The following is a 26565-nucleotide window of genomic DNA, read 5'->3' as shown; positions in this document are numbered from 1 at the left end:
TGTGCATAAAAATAGGCATCCTCAACGAGGATGCCCAAGGCTCAAAATCATTCATCAATACTATTTGACAAAGAACCTAAAAATGAGATATGACGACGTCATATCTCATTTTTGTTACCCTGGATAATTTCCATAGTTATCGATTTTTTGTTCCAAGTCATTCATTCTGACTGTATTCAATTCTTTAACTCGTGATGACTTGAAGTATAGATTATCCCCTACTTGCCATACTTCTTCACCATCAATAGTAACTTTATTAGCGGTCCAGTGCTGAACTGTTTTATTCTTACCATTACCTTTATTCATATTCACACGTTGCCCGGTATAAACTAACTTGTCATTCTTTAATTTATAGACGCCGATCGTTTGACTATCATTCTTAGGAGATGCTGTAATCACGACTACAGCATTACCACCTTCATAAGTTGGTAGATCAGGTGTGTAATTAGCATATTGAGTTACTGGCTGACCAAGTTTTTCCATTTCTGCAGTATCAACTACTGCGATCCGACCGGATTTGAAATATTTGTTGTCAGCAATTTGCCACCAAGTTTTACCCTTGATCTCGACTGGATTAGCACGCCAATAGCGAATTTTATCACCCTTTGCCATATTCTCAGTCTTGCCCGTTTTAACCATCTTGCCATTTTTCTTGGTATATACGTCATACTTGTGTGAATCACTCTTGCTTGATGCGGTGATCACAATTGTGTCTGATGCTTCAAATGTGTATGTTTTGTCCGCTGCTTGAGCAATATCAACAGTACCAAACATTGCGATTGTTGCCAAAATAATTCCGAGAATTGCCTTTTTCATAGTAATTACCCCCTAACATTATTTGGTTCATTCACAGTGTATCATACAAAGTTTGGCAAACAAAAAGAGCGATGCAATCGCTCTTTCTTGAATTTATTTTGCCAAATCAACTTTTGCTTGTTCGATTTGCATTTTAACTTGTTTAAAACCTGTACCACCCAGTGAATTACGTCTTTCAACTGCCACTTCGGGTTTTAACACATTGTAAACATCGGCTTCGATCAATGGTGAAATCTGTTTGAAGTCCTCCATCGAAATATCTTGTAGATTCTGATGTGTTTCAATACCTTTCAAGACTAGTTGACCAACAATACCATGGGCTTCACGGAACGGAATACCTTTGGTTGCTAAATAATCAGCCAACTCAGTTGCGTTTGAAAAGTCATTTTCAGTTGCATGGTACATTTTTTCTTTATGAACTTTGATGGTAGAAATCATCCCATTGAAGACACGTAAGGCTGGCAGAAGTGTCTTGACGGTATCAAATGTACCCTCCTTGTCTTCCTGCAGATCCTTATTATATGCCAAAGGCAATGACTTCATAGTCGACAATAATCCCATCAAATGTCCATAAACACGACCTGACTTACCTCTGATAAGTTCTGCCATGTCAGGATTCTTCTTCTGCGGCATGATTGAACTCCCAGTTGTATATTGGTCGCTTAATTCCAAATAATTGAATTCGTAACTGACCCACATACTGATTTCTTCACAGAATCTCGACAGATGCATCATTAGAATCGAAGCATTACTTAAAAATTCTAAGACAAAATCACGGTCAGAGACGGCATCCAAGGAATTAGTATAAATATCTTCAAAGCCTAATTCTTGAGCTGTAAATTCACGATCAATCGGAAAAGTTGTTCCGGCTAAGGCTGCGGCACCTAAAGGTAAAATATCTGTGTGCTTCATATTGAATTCAAATCGTTCCACATCACGTTTCAACATTGCATAATAAGCCATTAAGTAATGGCCATATGAAATTGGTTGGGCATGTTGCAAATGAGTATATCCAGGCATGATCGTCTCAACGTTATCTTCAGCCAAGGTTACCAAAGTTTCTTGAATCGTTTTGATCTCTTCAATTATCTTTGGCAGGCGATTCTTGACATAGAGATGGAAATCCGTTGCAACTTGATCATTACGTGAACGTCCTGTGTGCAATTTACCAGCGACTGACCCAATTTTTTCAGTCAAAATACTTTCAATATTCATATGAATATCTTCATTTTCAACTGTGAATTCTAATTTGCCATCATGAAGTTCCTGTTGAAGTTCTTCTAATCCAGCGATTATCTTGTTGCTATCAACTTCATTCAATATCTTGGTCTTCTTCAGCATCTTCACATGTGCCAATGAACCCTCAATATCCTCATCGGCCATCAATTGATCGAAGCTGATCGAAGCGCCGAATTCATCGACCCAAGCTTCTGCCTGTGCCTGAAAACGACCACCCCATAGTTTCTTAGTACTCAATTATTGTACCTCGTGTGCTTCTTCGTTAGCATTCTTCTGAGCTACTTGAGCAGCAACTTGAGTTGAAAGTCCCCAGAGTTTGATAAATCCTTTAGCAGCAATTTGATCAAATGAATCAGATGATGTATATGTAGCAAGATTGAGGTCATACAATGAGTTAGGTGATTTACGTCCTTGGATCCAAGTATTACCTTTAAATAATTTCATTTTAATAACACCATTGACAGATTTTTGACTTTCATCAAGAAATGCTAATAATGATTTCATTAATGGTGAGTACCATAGACCGTTGTAAATTAATTCTGTAAGTTTATTCTCAATAACTGGTTTGAAATGAGCCAAACCACCTTCTTGAACCAAATCTTCAAGTTCTTTATGCGCTTTGATCAAAACGGTAGCTGCTGGAGCCTCATAAACCTCACGAGATTTAATACCAACTAGACGATTTTCGATGTGATCGATACGCCCAATGCCATTTTCACCAGCAACAGCATTCAATTCTTGGATAATATCAACTAGTTTCATTTCAATACCATCAAGTGCAACTGGAATGCCATGTTCAAAGGTGATTTCAACACTGGTTGGTGTATCTGGTGTTTCCTCGATTGATTTTGTAAGCGCAAAAGCATCTTCAGGTGCTTCAGCCCATGGATCCTCTAGTACTCCACATTCATTAGCACGTCCCCAAATGTTGGCGTCAATTGAATATGGTGAGTCTAGATCAATAGGAATTGGAATATTGTGATCCTTAGCATAATCAATCTCTTCTTCACGAGACCAGTGCCAATCACGAACGGGACTCAATACTTCTAGGTCGGGAGCTAGAGCATGAATCGCAACTTCAAAACGAACTTGATCGTTACCCTTTCCGGTACAGCCATGAGCAACTGCGGATGCACCTTCATTTTGAGCTACTTCTACTAATTTTTTACTAATCAATGGTCGGGAGAGAGCGGAGAGTAGCGGGTAAATTCCTTCGTAGAGGGTGTGTCCTTGCAACGCAACAAGTGCATATCCATCTGCGAATTCTTCTAGTGCGTCAATGGCAATTGCTTTAACAGCTCCTGCATTGATGGCTTTTTCTTTGATGAAGTCGAGGTCCTTACCTTCACCAACGTTAATACAACAAGCGATAACGTCGTATCCTTTATCTTTCAGCCAAGGAATGGCTACAGAAGTATCTAAACCTCCGGAATAAGCTAGTACTACTTTCTTTGTTTCTGTCATAATGCGTCTCCTCCGATTAGAAAAAAATTAATTTGATGTACAAAAGATTAACACTTAATTAATTTTGAAACAAGAAGAAATTTGTGAAAATATCTATAAATCCCATCAAAACGTGTTTAATTCGTTAACAATCTTTGAAATATATTAGTTAAAGGAAAGAAAAAATCAATTAGAAATAAATTAATATTTACTCTTGCATTTTGATTTTCTCGTGTTTATAATTAGCACCAATAAATCAAACAAACGTTGAGGAAAAAAGTAGAAATCTCAATTGCGCACAGTGAGTCACGTTTAATGAGAAGTGGCCGTTACGAGAATCTTCGAAAATCATTTCTGAGTTCGATGTCGATATGTAGGTCATCGTGGTTGCCACCAATATCTGGCTAGTGGATCAATTGGTCCGCGATTCGAGTGAGCAGTTCTCTTGGGACTACTCAAAAAGGTGGTACCGTTCTATAATTAGAGCCCTTTTCCCTATTTAGTGGGAAGAGGGCTCTTTTTGTTTTAGAGAATGGATAACAATAACAACGTTTAAAAAATTAAGGTGGTGAGTATCATGGATTCTGATATTAGTGGCATTACGCAGATTAGTCATATAAAAAATATTACACACAATTCTAGGGGGATTTTTTATGCAAAACGATTTATTGGAACCAAAATCAAACAAGAATAAGTTCTTACAACTATTGGTAGTTAGTTCACTCATTTTCGGAATGTTTTTTGGATCAGGTAACTTAATTTTTCCAGTCCATTTAGGTCAAATGGCCGGCAATAACTGGTTTGCAGCCGCAGTTGGCTTTGCTGTTTCTGGTTCACTATTTCCACTTCTCGCCATTCTAGCCGTTGTCGTCACTAAGAGTGATGGTTTGTATGACCTGGCACGTCCAGTCGGCAAACGCTACGCTGCATTGTTCCTTGTACTAGTTCATTTAACCATCGGACCCTTCTTCGGTACTCCACGTACTGCCGCAACTGCTTTTGAAATGGCTGCGAAGCCATTCCTACCTGCACAATTCAATCAATTAAGTATGTTAGTTTTTACAGCCGTATTTTTCGGATTAGCATACGCCTTAAGTGTTCATCAAAACAGACTTGTTAAATACGTTGGTAAATATTTAAACACTATCTTCTTGGTATTATTAGCAGTTATCTTCGTCGTAGCATTCACTAATCCCATGGGTGGATTGAATCATATGCCTACTACCGCTTACCAAACAACAGCTACTATCAGTGGTATGTTAGAAGGCTATAACACAGTCGATGCTGTAGCTCTATTGGCTTTATCTGTAACATTCGTTCATGCTGTTAAGGGCCTTGGTTATCGTGATAAACAATTATCATCCCTTACAGCCAAAGCCGGAACCATGGCTATCTCACTTGAAGTATTAGTTTACTTAGGATTAGTTTTATTAGGTGCTTTCAGTTTGAACAAAATGAAATTATCAGCTAATGGTGGTGATGCACTATCAACTATCGTCGGTGATTACTTTGGTAACTTTGGAGCCGCATTACTTGGTGTTTTGGTTACATTAGGTGTCTTCACAACTGCACTTGGATTAGTTGCGTCATTCGCGCAAGATTTTCATAAGTTATTCCCAAAAGTTAGTTACCTAGCTTGGTTACGTACAACATGTTTCGTCTCATTTGTTGTCGCTAACGCCGGACTTGATACCATCATCAGTTATTCCTTACCAGTCTTAATGTTGCTTTATCCATTATCACTTGCTTTGATCTTAGTATCATTGACTGTTCACAACAAACCTTATGCTGGTGTCACCTATAAGATGACCATTGCTTTCACAGTTCTACCAGCTGTTCTTGATATGTTCAATGCTGCTCCTGCCTCATTGCAAGTTGGCTTTGTTAAAATAGCCTTGAATGTTTATCATCAATATCTACCATTTGCCAGCTTAGGACTTGGTTGGGTAACTCCTACACTACTTGGATTTGTTCTTGGATTAGTTCTTGGTAAAATGGGTGTTTTTGTTACAAATAATGAAGTAGTTCCTCAAGAATCCAAATATTAACCACAAAAATAGGAAGCCGATGGCTTCCTTATTTTAATCTTCAATTGTCTGTAAACTTACTAATTGATCAGTAGATATCTGTTGATACAATTCATTTCCTAATTCTCGACTGTACTTATTAGACGCAACTTGTGATTGAACAAAATTATGTTCATGTTGGAAAACTTGAACCAATAATTCATTCTGTTGGTCTTGTGAATCACGAGTCCCAGACAAGCGACGGTGTCGTTGGTCATAAGCACGACGGACTAAACCTACCTCTACTTCATTCTCATCCGTCATCTGTGACGTTAGAAAAACGATTACTCTGTTGTATGGTTTAATTTCCATTTTACGGATATTTTCCCATAACTGCTTATTCTTATTAAGCATTTCTTCACGTGTACGATCACGATTCTTGATAGAATTTTGTCTAATCGTTTTACGTCGTTTTCTAGCTTTACTACTCATCGATAATCTAGTTATGACTTGAAACTTGAGTACAAACAAAAGATGTTTACGAAATCCATTCGCATGTTGAGTTACTGTTTGGCGAATAAACTTTGAATATATAGCAAATTCTTGGTTTGAAATTTCACCATTGTGAAGCATTTGTTCAGCTGTAGTGGTTTCTATTTCAAACGTCTTGTCATACAAGGCAGAGAGGACCGCTTTGTTCGGACGTCCCTCAACCGCACGCTGACTTTCAATAATGCGAATAACCTCTCCACCTTCAGGGGAAACACCTTGCGATTGAATCATATTAACAGCGTTACGTACCATTTCTGATTTAGCATCACTTAGTTCACCCTCGCCAACAGCGGATACTTTCTTGGGCAACATAAATGGCAAAACTAACGTTGGCACGATCAAACTGATTAAAATAACTACTGCCGCCACAAATATTATGTCATTGCGATACGTAAAAGCATGTCCACCAAGTGTCAACGGTAGTGAAAATGCCATCGCCAAAGTAATAGTTCCATGAACTCCACTAAGAGCCATAACTGCACTATTCATGATTTTGTCATGAAACGTCCAAGCTCTAATTTCAGCAAAATCAAACTGTGTCCATAAAAATCTCAATAGTGTCATTACAATATATAGTAAAATTGCCAATCCGACTAGAATAGCGACAGAACCAGTATCACGTTCATGTAGATTTCTAATTACTCCTGGTAATGACAATCCTAATAATACAAAAACTGTTCCATTCAAGATACTAGCCACAATTGACCAAGTTGTACTCATAACTATTTGTAATCTAGAAGTGGTCAATCGCAATCTATTTTGTTGCAAACCATGAATCAATCCCGTTGCAACAACGGCCAAAATACCTGAAACACCGATCGCCTCAGCAACGAGATAAACCGCAAATGGCGTCATCAGCGTATATGGAACAATCACTGACGGCGTATCAACTCGCATATTGATCAACATAATACGAATTGCGACAATTACATAGCCTAAAACTAATCCTAAAATTATCCCACCGACAAAAACATACAAGAAGTTCTCAATTCCACTAGCGATCGAGAACTTACCTGTAATCAGCGTCGCAATAGCTAAATTAAAGGCCACGATACCTGAAGCGTCATTGAATAATGATTCGTTCTCCAATGTGCTCATTGCTTCCTTGGGCACCATTACCTTACTAGTAATGGAAGAAACAGCCACTGCATCCGTTGGTGTGATGATTGCTCCCAAGGCTAGTGCCAGAGCCAACGAAAATTGTGGAATCAATACATGAGTAACTGTCCCAACAATCAAGATGGTAATAATCGCCAGAACAACCGACAGTGATAACGTCGTCCCCATCTGATGCATCAACTTACGAATATTAGTATTCTGACCATCATTAAACATCAGAACTGCAATGATACCAAATAAAAATAATTCCGGTTCTAATTCAAAGTGTTTATATAATGGCACAAAGGATAAAACTAATCCAGCGGCTATTTGTAAGAATGCTACTGGAACCATATTAAAACGGGCGTAAATTGCATTAGCAGCTACGACTGCCAAAACTATAAGTAAAACTAAAAAAACAGTCTCCAATTGAATTGCCCTCCCCAAACAGTTTTTTGACTGTTTAATTCTAACTCAATCCAAGCAAAGTTGGAACTAAAAAGGAGATTAAGCCAAAATGGCCAATCTCCTTTTTAGTTTACTTATTAACTGACTCTGAAATTTTCTTCAAATACATAATCATTTCATCTTCCTTGGAAGCTTCTGCTTCTTCTTCAGCATCTTCGTCAGACTTTCTAGCATTGATAATCGTATTCATCGCCTTCACTAAGAAGAAGACAACTAAAGCAATTATCAAAAAATTAATAATTGATTCAATGAATGCACCATATTTGAAAGTTGCATCCCCAACTTGAAACTTCAAATTGGTTAAATCAATTTTCCCTAAGAATAATCCAATCAATGGATTAACCAAATTACTTACTAATGATTGAACAATGGCAGTAAAAGCAGCACCCATAATGACACCTACTGCCAAGTCCATAACATTTCCACGACTTATAAAGTCTTTAAATTCTTTAATCATAATACATGACTATCCCTTCTATAAATATTATTATATTTTATTATTCTATTTTCCATGTGGTTTGAACAACAAATAACTCCCTCTCAAAACGAATTGTAGGACTTTTTTAAAGATTTACAAACAAAAAGAGTGGCATATAACCACTCTAATATCCTGCATCATAAATATAATCATTACCATCATCGTACACATCGATAAAATCTTCATATTCATCATATACTTCATCGTCAAAACAAGTCATTAATACTTCCATATGATAATCTTCATTATTCACAAGCCAGTCACCCACTGCAACCAATGCAACCTCACAAGCATCCTCAAGCGGATAACCGTAGACACCAGTTGAAATTGCCGAGAAAGCAATTGTATGTAAATTATTTTTTCGTGCCACCGTCAAAGAATTTTGGTAACACTTCGTCAACATTACTTCATCTTCAGAGTTTCCAGAATAAATCGGACCAACAGTATGGATAACATATTTTGCTGGTAAATTATATCCTTTAGTTATTTTGGCTTGGCCAGTTTCACACCCATTCAGCGTGCGGCACTCTTCAAGTAACTCGGGACCAGCAACTCGATGAATCGCACCATCAACACCACCGCCTCCCAGCAATGATTTGTTAGCTGCATTAACTATTGCATCACATTTAACCTTGGTAATATCGCAAACTTCAATATCAATTGTACTTTTTTCAGATTTGTTATTGGCCATATCGTAATCTCCTGTCGCAACTTTAGTAGTACTTTTACTTTTAGAGAGAATTTTTTTGAGCTTATTTATTGATACCTCAGACTTCGAATAAACCCTGACATTTAAGACTTTAGTTTCCTTTGGATAATTACTTGATCCAAATGGAACTATGACATAATCACCAATATTAATATTTTCATCATCCGTCCAATATTTAGCACCATTACCATTTGTTTGCTCAACTTCACAAATAATAATTTTGTCGTCCGATTCCATCTCTCATCACTTACTTATATACAATATAACAGATTTTATATGCTAAACTAACAGTATAATAACTAGTTTCAAATATTCACGATTGCGGGCGTATGTAACTATGAAAACTCTAAGATACTTTTTGATCTATCTGATTATTGCAATAGTTTTTTGTTTTACTTATGCAATAATTGACCCAACCTCTATAATTCAGGAAACCTTCATGATCCATATTCCAAGATTTATTATTTATATTATTTGGACAGTTATAACTATTTGGTATTTATACATTTTTATTAATCACCTTCCAGAAGATGAACCAACAACAAAAAAGGTTGTCACACCGACCCCACAAAAAATACAATCAGCTTCAGCAGTAGAAACAGAATCTGAATCTGTTTCTGAAATCGATCAACTAAAAAAAGAAAATCAAGAACTAAGAGAACAACTCAAGCAGCTAAAATAAGCCCGTACCAGATTCAGTTCAAGATGGAACATTTGATTTGATATACGGCCATAAATCATACTAAATTCAAAAAGAGAAAGGCCAATAAAAGGGCCTTTCTCTTTTTAAATGAGTTCAGTTTCAATAATATAATCGTTATCCCCTTCATATTCATCGACAAAATTTGAATATGCATCATAGCTCCGTTGATCGTCACAGGCTATCAAGATATCTAATTTGTAATCTTCATTTGAATCTAACCATTTGCCAATTTCTTTCATAGCTAAAGATACTTTTGAATCCATCGTTTGCTGACCTTCATTAGAAAGTACTTGTGGAAATACTATGCTATTAAAATTATTAGCTTTAGACAAATCCAAACACTTCGTATATGGGGAGATCCCATCTTGCTCATTTGAATAATGAATAACATTTTTTGTAGGTAAATCATGTTCTTCAGTAAGAATTATACTATTTGTATTATTTAACTCTGAGTTTTTAACCGGATCAACGATTACATCGCAATTAACATTTTGCATGTCACATATTTTGATATTAATTAAACTATCCTCATCAAAATTAACAAAATTAATAATCGGCTGATCATCATTATAGTAATCATATTTCTTAGTAACCTTAGCAATCACATGCTTCATCTTACTAATCGGGAAGGACGAAGTTGTTTCAGTATATTTACCTATGCTATCAACCATAACTTCTTTTTTATTGCCACTCGCACCTACTGGGACCAAAATCTGGTCGCCAACTTTTAATTCTTCATCATTGATCAAATATGAATATGAAGTTCCATAATCATTAAATTTAACTTTGCAGATCAAATATTCTTTTTCTGGAGGTTCAATATCAAAAATATTCCGACTTAAATTCCCATCTTGGAAATAATATTCGATTCTCCTTGTAAAATCTTTCCAATTTGTTGGAAGTTCACTGCTATCCTTATAAAAATAAAATACACGTTTGCCATTAGTATAACTGACCTTTATCTGTAAAAAAGCATTTGATATAACTCGATTTCTTTTATCAAATTTAGATATTTCATCATCCAAATCATCTAATAATTCGTCGAATCCAAACTTAGTATGATATTGAAAACTTTGCGTTTGTTCACCATTATTCGTGTGGTACCTTATTGAATCATTTTCACCATCAATTATTAATTGTTCAATTTCTTCAGATCTTGGCACAATAGCATCTTCATAATATATTCTGTAATCGTTTTTTGGTATAGCATAATCATGATTGCTTATTTCTACTTTAGTTATTTTGGAATGCGGTGATTTACTATCATCGTAATTGGATACTCTTTCCGCATCAAAGATATTTTTAGCTTCAAAGTAATCATCTAGAACCTTATCTTTATTGACATTTGATTCAGAAATGCTGTCGATTAACCCGCAAGATTCTACAAATTTGACAGTTTTGGGAAATTTCTTATTCAATTTTTTTTGATTATCCTTAAAAAAGTTCACAGCAGTATCATCAAAATTATTTGAATTAATCGTATTACTCAATAGACCAAAATATTTATCCATCTTACTATCGTAACCCATGATCATCCTCCAATCGAACGTTTGTTTGCTTTAAATATACTATATTTTAAAGATAAAAAAAGAGTAGAGATATAAAAATATCCCTACTCTATATTTTATGCCGCTGGCAAGATTCGAACTTGTACATGGTTGCCCATACAGCGACCTGAACGCTGCGCGTCTGCCAATTCCGCCACAGCGGCACGGTACCATATCTCACTGATATGGCTTACAATATTAAATGATACTACAAATGGAGGTTCTTGTAATGGAAAAAATCAACAAATCTATATTATCTGAGATAATTAAAACACGCGATCCAGAATCATACAAAGGAAACTATGGGCGAATATTGATTATTGCTGGATCTCTTCCATTTGGTGGCGCCGCTATTCTGTCTACTTCAGCCGCAGTACATACTGGAGCTGGATTGGTGACGGTTTTGACTATTCCAGAAAAATTCACGGCGATTAATACGGTTGTTCCAGAAGCCATGACTCTTGATTACAATGACAAACAAGAAATGGCTAGAGCCATCATCAAAAGCAACGTGATCGTTGTTGGTCCTGGATTAGGTACGTCAACTAACACTGCTGAGATAATCAGCTCCGTTATTAAAAATAGTGACTCAGAAACCACTGTCATCATGGATGCATCAGCTCTGACAGTCGCCGCAGAAAACAAAATTGATTTAACTCGTGTCAGCAAATTGATTTTAACTCCACATCAAGGCGAATGGGCTAGATTATCGGGACTAGATATTCCTGAGCAGACTCCTGATAACAATGAGGCTGCACTCAAAAAAATTGCTCCAAATGCTGTGCTCATTCTTAAAAAACATCATTCTGAAATTTATGATTTTGGTAAAATTCTTCAAATAGATAATGGCAATCCCGGCATGGCGACAGGTGGCATGGGTGATACGCTAACCGGAATTCTAGCAGGATTCATTGGACAATTCGGATTCTCAATAGAAACAATTTCTGCTGGATTGTATTTACATAGCTATATTGCCGACAAAATAAACAAAACTGACTACGTAGTATTACCTTCTAAATTAATCGGCAAAATACCAAAATACATGATGAAACTCTCCAATTAAAATAAATGGAAAGTCAGAAAGGCTTCCCATTTTTATAGTCTGTCTACTGTTATTAAGCGATACGTAAATGAATTCACTGTGAGTCTGATATTAAAAGACAAATTAGAAATATAATAGTTTTTACCTATCTTCTCACTAAGGCTATCTGCAGAATTCAAAATACTTAATACCATATCTTGTATTTCAACACGTGACATATTAGTACTTAATTTTTTATTAACACGTTCAAATACCAAATCTGTATAACAAATATTATTTTTAATTTCTGAATTTATCATTCAAATTTCACCTACTAAAAATGCCGACTAAATAGTCGACATTTTTTATTTAATATTAACTAAACGTCTAATACGTTCAACTTTAGCACCAAGTATCTTATCAGCAAGTTGTGTCTTTAAAACTAGATAGCCATAAATACCGCCACCTAATACTGCTTCGACAAGCAAAATAATAACACTTAGTACACGATCAGAATTTCCAACAAAATGGAATACTACCCAGTTAACAAAGATAACGACCGCAAACATTACAAGTGAGAACATAATTATCCCACTGATACGGCGTGAAATTCTATTAGTGTCAAATGGGTAAACTTGATGTAATTTTCTAGTCATTAACCAACAAACTACGGCCATACCAATACTTGTTGCGACCAACGGACCAAACTCATGGAATAATCCAATCATTGGAACCTGTGCCAATACTTTGGCAATGAAACCATAGATGAAATACTTAATAGCTAACTTGTTATTATACAGTGCCTGCAAAATTGCAGACAGGACGGTAAAGAATCCTAATAAAATAGAAATTACCGAACTGAATTGTAACATCAAAATTCCTAGTTCATCATAACGGTAGAACGTCGTCCACAACGGCTGTGACACAGCGTACATCCCTAATGATGCTGGAATCATAATGAAGAAAAACAATTCTAATGTATTAGAGATTTGATCTTCAATATCTTTTTTAACACCCTTAGAATACAATCCTGACAAAATAGGAATTGCTGTAACTGCCATTGCAGCAGACAATGAAACAATTATCATAATTAATTTGTTAGCTTGGAATCCAAATAACGAATAATAATTATCCAATTGATCGTTAGTTGCTTTGACAAACATTCTCATGAACTGATTAAAGGTTGACTGATCAAACAAATTGAAGAATGTAATACCTGCATCCAAAATAATAAACGGAACAGCTTGTTCAAAAATTTCTCTAGTAAAATTCTTGTTCAATTCTTCCGGTGCCTTACCATTACGAGATAACTCTCGTAACTTAGGCATCTTCTTCATAAACGCAATCAGCAAAATTCCAATTGCGAACGCTGCACCAATGAATGCCGCAAAGGTCGACTGAACAACTGCAGTAATATAACTACCGTTATTCATCTTCATAATTACATAAGTTGCTCCAAGCATATAAATAACTCGAGCAATTTGTTCAATAAATTGAGATATAGCAGAAGGAGCCATGTCAGAATATCCCTGCATATACCCTCTCATAATACTCAAAATTGGAATTATCAAAACTGCAATTGCTAACGACTTGATAACTGGAATACTACGAGGATCACCATCCGCAAATAACGTTGCCATCAATGGTGCACCGAAGTACATCAAGGCCGCAAAGGCGATACCCATTATGGTCATGATTCGTAGACCATGCTTAAAGAGTTTATTACCAGTTGAATATTCATCTAAGGCATTATAGTGGGAAATTTGTTTGGAAATGGCCCCCGGAATCCCTGCCGTCGAAATAATGATAAATAAACTGTAAATATTATACCCCTTTGCATACAAGGCATTAGCCTGCGGAAAAGCAGCACCCATCCAAGCCATCCAAGGAATAATATATATTGCACCTAATATACGTGAAAAAATACTACCTGCAGTCATCCACGCTGAACCCTTCAACATCGTATCTTGTGTTGAAGTTTCAGGATTTAAAACTGGGGTTATCTCTTCATCGTCACGGTTTTCGTTCAAGTCCTGCACCACCTTAAAAACTATCTCTTCAATTATAGCAAAGTTGTGAACTCAGAAACTTAAAAATACTCTTAAATTCAATTAATTGCAATTAAATTCTAAAAAAGAGACTGTGATTTGTCCATCACAACCTCTTAAAATTGAATATTTATTTTTTGAAGTCTGTTTTGAAATTATTATCCCAAATGAGTTGTGAAAAACAGGTTCCGTCTTTTTCAACTCTCTACTTAACTACAATATTAACTATCTTGTTAGGAATAACAATTACCTTAACAATATTCTTTCCTTCAGTAAATTTCATGATTTTTTCATCTTCACGGGCTAATTTTTCAATTTCATCTTTGCCCATTCCAACAGGTACTTCCATCTTATCTCTCAACTTACCATTAACTTGAACGATCAATTCAACGGTAGCCGAAATCATTTTGCTTTCGTCATAAGTTGGCCATGCTGCATAACTGATTGAACCTTCGTGTCCATACTTACTCCATAATTCTTCCATCATATGTGGTGCGATAGGTGCAAGCAACTTAACGAATCCTTCAGCATATTCTTTAGGCATTGTATCAACTTTGTGAGCTTCATTTACGAAAACCATCATTTGTGAAATAGCCGTATTGAAACGCAAAGCATCATAATCTTCAGTAACTTTCTTAACTGTTTCGTTATAAATCTTATCCAACTTGCCGTCATTCTTATCAACAACATAACCATCGCGAAGCGTGCTGTAATCATCGTCATTGATGAATAATCTCCAGACACGGTCAAGGAACTTGTGTGCTCCAGATAGTCCGTTTTCTGACCAAGGAATTGATGCATCCAATGGACCCATGAACATCTCATAGACTCTCAAGGTATCAGCACCATATGATTCAACAACATCATCTGGATTAACAACATTACCCTTAGACTTAGACATCTTCTCGTGATTATCTCCTAAGATCATACCTTGGTTGAATAGTTTTTGGAATGGTTCCTTAGTTGGAACAACACCCAAGTCATACAATACTTTGTGCCAGAATCTAGCATATAGCAAGTGAAGCACAGCATGTTCTGCACCACCAATGTACAAGTCAACTGGCAACCATTCTTTTAGTAAATCGTAGTCGGCCAGTTTTTCATCATTGTGTGGATCGATATATCTTAAGTAATACCATGAGCTACCTGCCCATTGTGGCATTGTATTAGTTTCACGACGACCTTTACGACCGTTCTTATCAACAACATTTACCCAATCAGTCAAGTTAGCAAGTGGTGATTCACCTGTTCCTGATGGCTTGATATCAGCTTCAGCAGGCAATTTAAGTGGTAATTCATCTTCAGGAACTAGAGTTGTTTCACCATCTTCCCAATGGATAACAGGAATTGGTTCACCCCAATATCTTTGACGTGAGAATAACCAGTCACGAAGTTTGTAGTTAACAAATTTCTTACCGTAACCCTTGTCTTCTAGGTATTCAATTGCCTTATCAATAGCTTCTTTTTGATGTAATCCATCTAAGAATTCTGAATTGACGTGCGCACCGTCACCACCGAAGGCCTCTTTAGTAATATCTCCACCTTCAACAACTTGCTTGATTGGTAAGTTGAACTTTGTAGCAAAAGCAAAATCACGATCATCATGGGCTGGAACAGCCATAACGGCACCTGTACCATATGTTGCTAAAACATAATCTGAAATCCAAATCTGAACTTTTTCGCCATTTACGGGGTTGATAGCATAAGCACCAGTAAATGTACCTGTTTTATCATGGTTCAAGTCAGTTCTATCAAGGTCTGACTTACGAGCGGCTTCTTCTTTGTATGCATCAACAGCAGCACGTTGCTCATCCGTTGTGATTGCATCAACAAGTTTGTTTTCTGGAGCCAGGACAACGTATGAGACACCGAAAATAGTATCAGCACGTGTTGTAAAGACTGTTATTTTTTTGTCATCGTAGCCATCAATTTTGAAATCAATATGAGCACCGATTGAACGACCGATCCAGTTACGTTGCATTTCTTTGATACTTTCTGGCCAGTCAATGTCATCCAAATCATCCAATAATCTGTCGGCATATGCTGTTATTTTCAACATCCATTGACGCATAGGTTTTCTAACAACTGGAAAACCACCACGTTCAGTCTTACCATCGATAACTTCTTCATTGGCAACAACTGTACCAAGGTCTGGGCTCCAGTTAACTGGAACTTCAGCTTCATAAGCTAGACCCTTCTTGTACATTTGTTCGAAGATCCATTGTGTCCACTTGTAATACTTAGGATCAGTCGTTTGAACTTCACGATCCCAATCATATGAAAATCCAAGTGAATTAATTTGACGTTTGAAGTTTTGAATATTTTTTTCTGTGAAGTCAGCTGGATTGTGACCTGTATCCATAGCATATTGTTCAGCTGGTAGTCCAAATGCATCAAAACCCATTGGGTGCAAAACATTGTATCCTTGAGCACGTTTCATACGAGCAAGAATATCAGTGGCTGTGTAACCTTCTGGATGTCCAACGTGTAGACCTTGTCCAGATGGATATGGGAACATATCTAGTGCATAATAGTTCTTCTTATCCTTATCATTAGTAGTTTTGAAAGTTTGATTTTCTTTCCAATATTTTTGCCATTTTTTCTCAACTGTATTGTGATTGTACATATTGTATCCTCCAAATAATTTGTCACGATAATAAAAAATCGCCCTATGAAATTAATCATAGGACGAAATTATCGCGTTACCACCTAAGTTCCGTTCAAATAGAACGACTCTTGAATGCCTTAACGCGGACTATTCGTAATTACCTACTGTTAGTTCAGTAATTAAACTTAAATGGATGAGTTCGGTCAAAGAAGTTATACGTTCACATTATCCACGTACTTTCTGAAATTCTTCTTTCACTTACTATTTCCGTTGGTTTATATACTATACCATTAACTTCTGTCCGACAACCAATAAATCGGAATTTAAATTATTATCTTGTTTGATCTGATCAGCAGTTGTATTAGCCTGTGATGCAATCGAGTCAATTGTGTCACCATCTTGAACTGTTACAGAGCTGTCAGTTGAATCATTAGTTGCTGTTGAACTATTATCAGTTTCAGTTGACGAATTGTTTGAAGCGCCGGTTGTTCCGGTGGTCAAAGTATTCTTGACTGAGACCGCAGTATTGGATGAACTATTGGACGCATCGTACTTCTTAACTCCGTCAGTTTCATCTTGTACAATAATTGGTGCTTGATCATTACCATAAACATCAGAACTTGTAGCGGTTGCTGAAGAATCAGTTGTACCAGTTACGCTGGCTGTATTAGTTACAGTAACAGGTTGTTGATTGTCTGTTGAATCATTACCAATGACCTTCAAAACTGTCAATGTTTTGCCAGGATATACATAGCTACTCGTCTTCAAGTTGTTAAGTCCCATTAATGTTTCAACGGTCATATTGAACTTGTCCGCAACTGATTGTAATGTATCACCTGATGCAAAGACGTACGTTTGATCTTGTGAATCAGTATCAGTATCAAATTTAGTTAAATCGTACTTTTGAATGATAGCATTCAATTTGTCCGCATAAGTAGTATCAGTAGCGTAACGACCTGTCAAATAAGCTGTAGCATCTTTGTACGACTCAGTATTACTCTTCCATGCGCCAGCGTAGATCTCAGGATTGCCTGACACACCACCCCTGATCAATGAAACGTAATCTTCAAGCGATTCCTTGTACGATGGATACTTTCTGAAGTTAGAACTGATCGAATACAAACTACCAGTTCCATCATCTTCTTGAGTTCCCATGTTAACTGATTCACCATTGTACGAGCCTTTTACTCCGAACAGATTATAGTTAGGTGCACTGGCTAAACCACTAGTACCCCAGCCACTCTCGACCATAGCTTGAGCAATCATAACAGATGCATAAATGTCATTATTGTCAGCTAATTTACGAGCCGAATTACCAATGTAATTGATGAAGTTTTGATCACCAACACCACGAGGCGTGACCATCCCTGTTACACTAGTAGTCGAATCTGTTGTACTTGTAGAAGTGGCTTCAGCATAAACAGGCACAGTAGTTGATACATCGGCTAATTGAGCAAATACTCCACCGACAACCAAACTACCGCCTAAGAAAGTAACGTTCTTACGCAAATTTGCACTTTTGATACTTTTATTATTTAATTTAGTCAAACGATTCTCTTCACGAATGCGCTCACGACGTGTAATAGTCATATTTCATTTACCCCACATAAAAGCTTATACAATATTATATAATTTCTTAACCAAAATTTAAACAATAGAGAGTAAAAACAATGAAAATTTCTAAAAAAATGTCTTTTTTTAATTTATTACTGCTGATCTGTTTCATTATTTGGAGCTTAATGGTTAGTAACCAAACAAGTTTCATTAAGACATTTGATCAAACCGTAATCAGACAAGTTTATCATCACAACGCCTTTTCACTTAGTATTTTTAGATTTTTAACTTCCTGTGGAAACACTAACACAATTACAATTCTAACTATTATTTCTGTAATTATATTATCCTTAATGAAATATTTTTATGCAGCAGGATTTGTCGCAATCAATGAAATTACTGTTTCATGGATCAACCATACTATTAAAATGTATGTCCAACGTCCCAGGCCAGAACATCATCATTATGTTTACGCCGGTGGTTATAGTTTCCCTAGTGGGCATTCCGCTGGATCATTCGCATTATATATATCATTACTGATCATTGCACTATTTGTGTTCAAAAAGTTAAGTGTAAAAATAACACTAAGTCTCATCGCAATTGGATTAGTAATTCTAATCGGATACAGTCGTATCTTCCTTGGAGTTCACTATCCAAGTGATGTTGTTGGTGGCTACCTCTTGGCAGCAACCATTCTCATATTCACAACTCTATTGTTCAGAGCCAAGAATCTTTCTATTCTTAAGCTCAAAGGCATTTAGAATTAAGCCTAGTATTAATAATACTAGAGATGCGACGTACATATTGTGCAATCCAGAAAAAAGAATTTGTCTCATTTTGGGTAAAAGCTCAGTTGGCAAGGAACTGGCGGTCTGTGGATCAATTAATTGATTCATCATATCGACAGTTATTTTTTTGTTCTCAGCTGCACCTTTGATTAAGGCAGTATTAAGAATGATACCGTAAACTGAAACCATCATTGATTGACCAATGGTACGCAATAAGGTATTAAAACTAGTTGCGACACCGACATTTTCAGGTGCAACTACCGTTTGTGTAGTCACCGTAGTAGTGGTAATGGTTAGACCAAATCCTAGCCCGGCAACTGCTGCTAAACCACAGAAATAAATGAACGGTGATGAAACTGTGGCAGTCAACAACGCAATATTAGCTAATCCAATAAAGAATAAACTAATATAAATAATTCTGTTTGGTGCCATTTTTCTAATTAGTGACCCCGCCCAGAATGAACCTATGATCCAAACAATTGAACTTGGTGTAACAGCAAAACCACCCATCGACGGACTCAATCCCAAAATCCCCTGCATCCAAGTTGGAATGTATGCTTCAAAACCAATTAAGAATCCACTAACCAATAGTGCGATAACATTTTGAATTACAAAGGTTTTATTTTTAAATAATTGTAATGGCAAAATTGGATCTGCAACACGTTTTTCGACTTTGATAAACAATATGACCGAAATAACTGAAATTGCTGCCAAACCGATTGGTAATAGCATTGAACTAGCACTTAAATTTTGAAGTGCAAGCATTAGCGGTAGTAGGATCAAAACTAATAAAACCGTCCCAATATAATCGATTTTGACTTTATCATGCTCACGTTTATCTTCTTTTAAGAAAATCCAAATCAACGCAATTGTGACCAATCCTACTGGTAAATTGATTAAGAATACCCAATGCCAGCTAAGTTTTTCAACAATGAATCCACCTAATAATGGTGCAATAATTGCGGCAATTCCCCAAGCGGATCCGTTGAATCCTAAGATTTTTGCACGTTTATCCAATGGATAAATATCTGCAATAATAGTAAATGTTAGAGGCTGAATTGCACCTGATCCCAATCCCTGAATTACTCGAGCCAAAATCAAGGTAATCATTGAATTAGACATTGCACAGAGTGTTGAACCAACGATGAACAATGCCAATCCAAACATTAACACCGGCTTACGTCCGATAATATCTGACAACTTACCATAAATTGGTGTTGAAACGGCCGTCATTAATAAATAAATTGAGAAAACCCAGTTCATCAAACTCACACCATGTAAACTACCAATAATTGTAGGCATGGCAGTAGATACAATCGTTCCCTCAACAGCAGTCATGAATGTAGCAATAAAGATTGCGATAGTTACTACAACTACATTTGATTGATTTTTTTGTTCCATTAAAAATACTTCCCCCTCAAAAACTAAATAATGACATAAAAAAAACAGAGGTCCTTTAAAGTATTAGCTTTAAAGGAACGCCTCTGTAATCATCTACTATTCCTTGAAGAAACTCTTGATCTCATCAACCTTATCAAGTTTTTCCCATGGAAGTTCAATATCTGTACGTCCGAAATGACCATATGCGGCCGTTTGTTTATAAATTGGTCTTTGAAGATCAAGCATGATGATAATACCTAATGGTCTTAAATCAAAGAACTCATTAATACAATCAACAATTTGATCTTCAGAATATTCACTTGTACCAAATGTATCAACGTGAATAGAAACTGGCTTTGCTACACCAATGGCATAAGCAATTTGAATTTCAACTTTCTCAGCGATACCTGCGGCAACAAGGTTCTTAGCAATATATCTTGCGGCATAACTAGCCGAACGATCAACCTTGGTAGCGTCTTTACCAGAGAAGGCACCACCACCGTGACGTGCAAAACCACCGTATGTATCAACGATGACTTTTCTACCAGTGAGTCCAGAATCTCCTTCTGGTCCACCGATAACGAAGCGGCCTGTTGGGTTGATCAAGATTTTTGTCTTGTCATCCATCATATCTTGCGGTACAACTTCATCAATGACATACTTTTTGATGTCTTTTTGAACTTGTTCCAATGATGCTTCAGCCTTGTGTTGTGTACTGATAACGATCGTATCAATACGAACTGGCTTGTCATGCTCGTCATACTCAATTGTTACTTGTGACTTCGCATCTGGCATCAAGTAATCAATTGTCTTGTTCTTTCTAACTTCTGCGGTTTTGCGCATAAGTTTGTGAGCCAATGAAATAGGAAGAGGCATGAATTCTTTGGTTTCATTTGTAGCGAAACCGAAGACAAAACCTTGATCTCCAGCACCAATTTGATCCAATGGATCAAAGTCAGCGTCTTTACCACGCTTTTCAAGTGCATCATTAACACCTTGTGCGATATCAGGTGATTGTTCGTCAAGCGCAACAAGTACGGCACAACCATTACCATTGAAACCAGGATTTGTACCATCATATCCGATTTCCGTAATAGTCTTACGAACAACGTTTTGGATATCAACATAAGCTGTTGTTGAGATCTCACCTACAACCAATACTAAACCAGTAGTAACAGTTGTTTCACAGGCAACACGTGCATTCTTATCCTTTGCTAGGATTGCATCGAGAATGGCGTCACTAATTTGATCAGCCATTTTATCTGGATGTCCTTCTGAAACTGATTCAGAAGTAAATAAATAATTTTTTGACATAATTTTTCCACCTTTCGGTTACAGGGCTTCTCCTTTTATTAATCACAATAAAAAAAGGATCCCATCAGGAACCTCTTAATAGATTAACACAAATTTAATTTAAAACAAATTGACGAAGATATATTTCTACATTAGTATTGCTTTATATACTGTAAGGAGTAGTTATGAACAACCTAACCTATAAAAAATACAAAAAAATTTTTGCTTCATTGATCGAATTCTTAAGTTATCATATTTTTCCATTTATTTTTATTTTTGGACACAATTTAAATAATTATTCTATCAACTGGTATCTTGCCATCATGATTGGGATGGTCGCCATATATAAGGAATACATTCGAACCCTTAAGCCAAATATGTATTTCAATGGACTTTACAGTTTAATTTATGTGATTCTGATTGCACTATCATTCAAAAGCTTGAATATAAATGTAATCATTCTGATTTTCATACAATTAGTCTTACTTTTTTCAACTAAGTATATTGATGAAAAATATCAATTATTACAAACATTAATTGAAAGTTTCATCATACCCAGCTTCATGTCGATTGCCATTGCCTATACTTACATGCATTTTATTTCTTTCAATTTTGTCGTACCATTATTATTAGTAAATATTGCAACAATTCTAATTGATTACTTTGAAGGTGCAAAAACTGATTACGTTCAATTAGTAACACTTTCTGGCCTAACTTTGATATTATTCTTGTTAGGATATATTAATGCTCTTACTTCGATCACAATTGTTGTTTTTGTTGTAGTAGCAGTGCTATTAAAGAAGTTCAGACACCTGTCCACATCTAATCTGTTTTACCGAGTAATTGGAAACTTCCTATTATTAATTTGAGAAATGAGGTCTTAGATGGAAACAACCAAAACAAACTTTGATTGCTTCAACCCTGACTCCAACGAATACCCTGTTATTTTTAGTCTTCCACATAGTGGAACAATTATTCCAGATAATATTAAGCCACTGTTAAGAAAGGATGTAAAGTTACCTAATACAGACTGGTTCTTGAAAGAACTGTATGACTTCATCCCAAAGCTAGGTTTTACAACGCTGCAGAATAATATCAACCGTTACGTCGCCGATCCAAACCGAAAGAATTTTGATATTTCTGAAAATGGTGATTATCGACATAATGTTATCTATCAGCAAAACACCTTTGGACATCCACTTTATTATGAGCCCTTGGATAAACAGCAAATTGACCAAAGAATTTCAGAATACTACCAGCCGTACCATGATAAACTGCAACAACTGATCGATAATAAATTAAAACAATTTGATGAAATTTATTTGATCGATCTACATAGTTTTGCTTACTATCCAGGATTTGAAATGATGTCACCCGCTGACTTCGTTGTTGGCAATGATTATGACAATACTTCTTCAGAACATATCAAAAATTGGCTTACTAACGAGCTGATCAAGAAACACTATACAGTTTCTGATAATTTTCCATTCACAGGTGGTCATATTACCAAACATTACGGATCAAATGATAATGTCCATACGTTACAAGTTGAAGCACGTTATAATATTTATATCGACAAACGTGATTTTGATGAGGAAGAATTAACTACATATAATACAGAACTCTTTAATAATGCACAGGAAAACTTAAAAAGAATAACCGAACTGTTTAAAGCAAAGATGCGTTAGGACAATGTCCTAGCGCATCTTTTTAGATATGTTTCAAATAATAAAACTCTTCTTGTGTTAGTTTACCTGTTTCAGACTTTTTAATATATTCACGAACTGTTTTTTGATGTTCAATTTGTAACTTCTTCTTTAAACGACGATTCTTCCAGAATCCATAGGCAATGATAGATACTGGAATCATTTCTAACAGTACAGTTGAAGGAATCAACCAAGGCTTGTCATTAACCAAAGCAAAAAACTTTTCTCTGTCTTCTTCAGTAGCTCTTGGTGCGCAATGATGATTTAACATTTTATATCACACTCCTATTACTATTCTTGGAAATTACCATCATCATAACCTATTCTGTAACCTCTGTCATGAATTAAGAACACAAAAAAAGCTAGGATCATTTGTCCTAGCTAACTTGAAACAACTATTCGATGGAGGATACAGGGATCGAACCTGTGACCTCCTGCTTGTAAGGCAGATGCTCTCCCAGCTGAGCTAATCCTCCAAATAGTGACCCGTACGGGATTTGAACCCATGTAACCGCCGTGAAAGGGCGGTGTCTTAACCACTTGACCAACGGGTCATAACTTCGTCAAGAAACCGTATATTTACGTATCCCTTTCTCAAGCACAAAAAATATTATATATTAGATATATAGACGTGACAAGTCTTTTTTCAAGTTTTTATAAAAAAATTGTTGGAGGTACATTTTGAACGTACAAAACTACTTTGAAAATGGCGAAACGATGGATATCGCAAAAGATATGTTGGGTCATACTTTTACTTATAATTCTGATCAAGGCAAGTTCTCAGGAATCATTGTTGAAACAGAAGCCTACTTAGGAACAATCGATATGGCTGCACACAGTTATGATGGCCGGCATACACCATCTAACGATCCACTTTATCAGGCTGGTGGGACAATTTATATTTATTCAATTCACAGTTGGCTCGATATGGATATTAGTGTTCAAAAGGCGGGCGTACCGAATGGTATCCTAATTCGCGGACTACAACCTATCGACGGTATTGAAATGATGGAAGAAAATCGTCACCAAACTGGTTTTAATGTTTCCAATGGTCCCGCAAAGTGGATTCGTTCGTTCGGAATTCGTGATAAAGAATTGTCTGGTACCATGCTAAATTCTGACAAATTTATTTTTTCAGACAAAAAAGTCCAGACTCCTAAGAATATTCAGGCAACACCACGTATCGGTGTCCCAAACAAGGAGCCTTGGACTTCTAAAAAAATGCGTTTTATCGTAGAAGGAAACCCATATGTTTCCAAAATATATAAACGTGATCTGAATCTTGAAACATATGGTTGGTTATAATTTGTCACTTCTGGCACGTAAGGCATAAAGAATCGTTACCGTATCAACTACTTCTTGGAGCATCGCTCCAACAATCGTTGGAATAAATCCAAATCCGGCAATGATCATTAAGAAGATACAAATAAAAATACCAATCAAAACAGCATCACGAGCAACTTTTAGAGTATCGCGTGAAATCTTAACAACATCCCCTACCTTACTTAAGTCATCTTTTAAAATAACAGCGTCTGCGGACTCACTAGCGGCATTTGCACCTTTATAGCCCATGGCGATACCTGCATCTGCCAAAGCAAGCGCTGGAGCATCATTAACACCATCACCCACCATGATTGTTGGGTGATAGTCCTTACTCAATCCTCGAATAATCTTAACTTTGTCTTCAGGCAAACTACTTGGGAATGTTTGCGTAATACCTACTTCAGAAGCAACCACGTCGGCCGCTTCCTTTTTGTCTCCAGTGATCATCAAGACATTGTGAATACCAAAATCCTTTAATCGTTTGATAGTTGATTTTGATTCTGGTCTAATTTGATCCATCAAACTGTAAACACCGGCGTACTTACCATCAATTGAAATATAAACTCCTGATCCCTTTACTTCATCGACAGCGGAATCAGTTACAAACTCACCTTGTCCAACTTTTACAATGTGACCATCGATCGTACCGGCTATTCCCTGAGCCGTATACTCTTTTGCATCACTAACGTTGGTTAATTTCAGACCTCTATCAAGGGCATAATCAATAATTGATTGTGCCATAACGTGACTAGAGTTTTGTTCGATTGAAGCTGCGTATGACATAACCGTATCTGAATCAAAACCTTCCTGAGGTTTAAACTCATCTACTACTAATTTACCTTTAGTAATTGTTCCAGTTTTGTCAAAGGCAATTGATTTAGCCGATGAAATTTTTTCCAAAGCCGTACCAGATTTAACAATAATACCATTTCTACTAGTACGACTCATTCCTGAAACAAAGGCAATTGGTGCTGCTAATATCAATGGACATGGTGAAGCAACAACTAATACTTGTGCAATTCTAACTGGGTCTTTTGACAAGTACCAAGCAAGTCCGGCAATCACATAAGCCACGATCGTAAATGGCACGGCATACCTATCTGCTAAACGTACGAAGTGAGCTGGGTTTGATGCTGACTCTTTAACTAGTTTAACAATTGCTTGATACTCACTATCAGCAGCAATCTTATCGGCCTTCATCTTGAATGAAGTTTCTCCATTGATGGAACCCGACATAACATGTGAGTCTTTACTAATATTTACTGGTACCGATTCACCCGTTAGTGAAGATTCATCAACTTCTGATTCACCTTCAATTACCAAGCCATCCACCGGAACCTGTTCTTTCGGACGTATTAACAAGATATCTCCGACATTAACATCGTCAATGTCAACGTCATTTACATTACCATCTGACATTAGATGTGCTTGTGATGGCGTGTTATCCAATAAGGATTTTAGCTCGCTTTGAGCTTTATTGGCAGCATATTCTTCGAGAGTATCCCCACCTGTCAACATTAATAGAACAATCCAGCCGGCCCAATATTGACCAAGAACGATGGTAGCAACTATCGCAGTTATCGCTAATAGATCGACTCCGAAATCGCCGCTCTTGAGAACCTTAATCATATCAACAAACATTATCAGAGCTAAAATCAATCCCAAAACACTGATAATCACTTGAGCCCAAAGGGGCTTATGGAACAAAAATTCTAATACTAAAGCAACTACACCGATTGACAATGTACTATATAGTTTTATTTTATCTGAATTCATAGTATACCC

Annotated in this window: 22 protein-coding genes, 3 tRNA genes, 1 riboswitch and 1 other annotated feature; of the genes, 7 read left to right on the top strand and 18 right to left on the bottom strand. The window is 36.5% G+C overall.

Annotated features, from left to right (window positions below; translation table 11 throughout):
• Window positions 1-114: 114 nt before the first annotated feature.
• The 3 genes from EKM68_RS11365 to EKM68_RS11355 all read right to left on the bottom strand — a co-directional run bounded on the left by EKM68_RS11365 (window position 115) and on the right by EKM68_RS11355 (window position 3522).
• Window positions 115-816, bottom strand: coding sequence for an SLAP domain-containing protein (locus tag EKM68_RS11365; protein ID WP_125590849.1), 702 nt, complete (start codon window positions 814-816; stop codon window positions 115-117).
• A gap of 93 nt (window positions 817-909) precedes the next feature.
• Complete coding sequence (gene argH, locus EKM68_RS11360) at window positions 910-2292, bottom strand: argininosuccinate lyase (RefSeq protein WP_125590847.1); 1383 nt, start codon at window positions 2290-2292, stop codon at window positions 910-912.
• A complete protein-coding gene (locus tag EKM68_RS11355; protein ID WP_318530729.1) occupies window positions 2293-3522 on the bottom strand; it encodes an argininosuccinate synthase in 1230 nt (409 codons plus the stop codon). It lies immediately after the preceding gene.
• A 629-nt stretch (window positions 3523-4151) separates the two neighbouring features.
• Between EKM68_RS11355 and brnQ the strand changes: the two genes are divergently transcribed.
• Entirely contained in the window at window positions 4152-5546 is a 1395-nt protein-coding gene (brnQ, locus tag EKM68_RS11350; protein WP_125590843.1) for a branched-chain amino acid transport system II carrier protein, read from the top strand.
• A 33-nt stretch (window positions 5547-5579) separates the two neighbouring features.
• On the opposite strand, the gene EKM68_RS11345 is transcribed toward brnQ, so the two are convergent.
• The 3 genes from EKM68_RS11345 to EKM68_RS11335 all read right to left on the bottom strand — a co-directional run bounded on the left by EKM68_RS11345 (window position 5580) and on the right by EKM68_RS11335 (window position 8791).
• Window positions 5580-7583 (bottom strand): cation:proton antiporter, encoded by a 2004-nt coding sequence (locus EKM68_RS11345; protein ID WP_125590841.1) that lies wholly within the window; start codon window positions 7581-7583, stop codon window positions 5580-5582.
• A gap of 109 nt (window positions 7584-7692) precedes the next feature.
• Window positions 7693-8079: a large-conductance mechanosensitive channel protein MscL gene (gene mscL, locus EKM68_RS11340; RefSeq protein WP_125590839.1), complete on the bottom strand. Its 387-nt coding sequence runs from the start codon at window positions 8077-8079 to the stop codon at window positions 7693-7695.
• A gap of 145 nt (window positions 8080-8224) precedes the next feature.
• Window positions 8225-8791 (bottom strand): O-acetyl-ADP-ribose deacetylase, encoded by a 567-nt coding sequence (locus tag EKM68_RS11335; protein ID WP_125590853.1) that lies wholly within the window; start codon window positions 8789-8791, stop codon window positions 8225-8227.
• A 355-nt stretch (window positions 8792-9146) separates the two neighbouring features.
• Between EKM68_RS11335 and EKM68_RS11330 the strand changes: the two genes are divergently transcribed.
• A complete protein-coding gene (locus tag EKM68_RS11330; protein ID WP_125590837.1) occupies window positions 9147-9491 on the top strand; it encodes a hypothetical protein in 345 nt (114 codons plus the stop codon).
• Window positions 9492-9595: 104 nt separating this feature from the next.
• Here the strand turns inward: EKM68_RS11330 and EKM68_RS11325 are convergent, their stop codons facing one another.
• Window positions 9596-11041: a macro domain-containing protein gene (locus EKM68_RS11325; protein WP_125590835.1), complete on the bottom strand. Its 1446-nt coding sequence runs from the start codon at window positions 11039-11041 to the stop codon at window positions 9596-9598.
• A 98-nt stretch (window positions 11042-11139) separates the two neighbouring features.
• Window positions 11140-11223, bottom strand: a tRNA-Leu gene (locus tag EKM68_RS11320).
• A gap of 65 nt (window positions 11224-11288) precedes the next feature.
• On the opposite strand from EKM68_RS11320, the gene EKM68_RS11315 reads away from it, so the two are divergent.
• Window positions 11289-12122, top strand: coding sequence for an NAD(P)H-hydrate dehydratase (locus tag EKM68_RS11315; RefSeq protein WP_125590833.1), 834 nt, complete (start codon window positions 11289-11291; stop codon window positions 12120-12122).
• A 32-nt stretch (window positions 12123-12154) separates the two neighbouring features.
• Here the strand turns inward: EKM68_RS11315 and EKM68_RS11310 are convergent, their stop codons facing one another.
• The 4 genes from EKM68_RS11310 to EKM68_RS11295 all read right to left on the bottom strand — a co-directional run bounded on the left by EKM68_RS11310 (window position 12155) and on the right by EKM68_RS11295 (window position 18326).
• Complete coding sequence (locus EKM68_RS11310; protein ID WP_125590831.1) at window positions 12155-12400, bottom strand: DUF3781 domain-containing protein; 246 nt, start codon at window positions 12398-12400, stop codon at window positions 12155-12157.
• A gap of 45 nt (window positions 12401-12445) precedes the next feature.
• The gene (locus tag EKM68_RS11305) at window positions 12446-14041 is read right to left on the bottom strand and encodes a putative polysaccharide biosynthesis protein (protein WP_125590851.1); all 1596 of its coding nucleotides are present in this window, start codon (window positions 14039-14041) and stop codon (window positions 12446-12448) included.
• 292 nt (window positions 14042-14333) lie between these two features.
• Entirely contained in the window at window positions 14334-16754 is a 2421-nt protein-coding gene (gene leuS, locus EKM68_RS11300) for a leucine--tRNA ligase (RefSeq protein WP_125590829.1), read from the bottom strand.
• Between the two features lie 55 nt (window positions 16755-16809).
• Window positions 16810-17017 (bottom strand) — a binding site (T-box leader).
• A 1-nt stretch (window position 17018) separates the two neighbouring features.
• A complete protein-coding gene (locus tag EKM68_RS11295) occupies window positions 17019-18326 on the bottom strand; it encodes a glucosaminidase domain-containing protein (RefSeq protein ID WP_125590827.1) in 1308 nt (435 codons plus the stop codon).
• Between the two features lie 80 nt (window positions 18327-18406).
• Between EKM68_RS11295 and EKM68_RS11290 the strand changes: the two genes are divergently transcribed.
• Window positions 18407-19051, top strand: a complete 645-nt coding sequence (locus tag EKM68_RS11290; RefSeq protein WP_125590825.1) for a phosphatase PAP2 family protein — start codon at window positions 18407-18409, stop codon at window positions 19049-19051.
• On the opposite strand, the gene EKM68_RS11285 is transcribed toward EKM68_RS11290, so the two are convergent.
• Entirely contained in the window at window positions 19001-20479 is a 1479-nt protein-coding gene (locus tag EKM68_RS11285; RefSeq protein ID WP_125590823.1) for an MDR family MFS transporter, read from the bottom strand. The two genes, EKM68_RS11290 and EKM68_RS11285, sit on opposite strands and share 51 nt — an antisense overlap.
• 96 nt (window positions 20480-20575) lie before the next feature.
• Window positions 20576-21772: a methionine adenosyltransferase gene (gene metK, locus EKM68_RS11280; RefSeq protein ID WP_125590821.1), complete on the bottom strand. Its 1197-nt coding sequence runs from the start codon at window positions 21770-21772 to the stop codon at window positions 20576-20578.
• Window positions 21770-21856, bottom strand: a riboswitch (SMK box riboswitch). Its footprint overlaps the gene before it by 3 nt.
• Before the next feature lie 80 nt (window positions 21857-21936).
• On the opposite strand from metK, the gene EKM68_RS11275 reads away from it, so the two are divergent.
• Window positions 21937-22620: a hypothetical protein gene (locus EKM68_RS11275; protein WP_125590820.1), complete on the top strand. Its 684-nt coding sequence runs from the start codon at window positions 21937-21939 to the stop codon at window positions 22618-22620.
• Between the two features lie 15 nt (window positions 22621-22635).
• Window positions 22636-23439: an N-formylglutamate amidohydrolase gene (locus EKM68_RS11270; RefSeq protein ID WP_125590818.1), complete on the top strand. Its 804-nt coding sequence runs from the start codon at window positions 22636-22638 to the stop codon at window positions 23437-23439.
• Window positions 23440-23461: 22 nt separating this feature from the next.
• Here the strand turns inward: EKM68_RS11270 and EKM68_RS11265 are convergent, their stop codons facing one another.
• The 3 genes from EKM68_RS11265 to EKM68_RS11255 all read right to left on the bottom strand — a co-directional run bounded on the left by EKM68_RS11265 (window position 23462) and on the right by EKM68_RS11255 (window position 24011).
• Window positions 23462-23728 (bottom strand): hypothetical protein, encoded by a 267-nt coding sequence (locus tag EKM68_RS11265; RefSeq protein WP_125590816.1) that lies wholly within the window; start codon window positions 23726-23728, stop codon window positions 23462-23464.
• 132 nt (window positions 23729-23860) lie between these two features.
• Window positions 23861-23933, bottom strand: a tRNA-Val gene (locus EKM68_RS11260).
• A gap of 6 nt (window positions 23934-23939) precedes the next feature.
• A tRNA-Glu gene (locus EKM68_RS11255) sits at window positions 23940-24011 on the bottom strand.
• A 127-nt stretch (window positions 24012-24138) separates the two neighbouring features.
• Between EKM68_RS11255 and EKM68_RS11250 the strand changes: the two genes are divergently transcribed.
• Window positions 24139-24762: a DNA-3-methyladenine glycosylase gene (locus EKM68_RS11250; RefSeq protein WP_125590814.1), complete on the top strand. Its 624-nt coding sequence runs from the start codon at window positions 24139-24141 to the stop codon at window positions 24760-24762.
• On the opposite strand, the gene EKM68_RS11245 is transcribed toward EKM68_RS11250, so the two are convergent.
• Window positions 24757-26556 carry a heavy metal translocating P-type ATPase gene (locus tag EKM68_RS11245; protein WP_125590813.1) on the bottom strand — a complete coding sequence of 600 codons (1800 nt, stop codon included), beginning with the start codon at window positions 26554-26556 and terminating at the stop codon, window positions 24757-24759. The genes EKM68_RS11250 and EKM68_RS11245 overlap by 6 nt on opposite strands.
• Between the last annotated feature and the right edge of the window lie 9 nt (window positions 26557-26565).

The sequence above is a fragment of the Companilactobacillus jidongensis genome, assembly GCF_003946575.1.
Lineage (GTDB): Bacteria > Bacillota > Bacilli > Lactobacillales > Lactobacillaceae > Companilactobacillus > Companilactobacillus jidongensis.
Note: the sequence above shows the minus strand (reverse complement) of the source record. Positions and strands in the feature narration are given on the sequence as shown.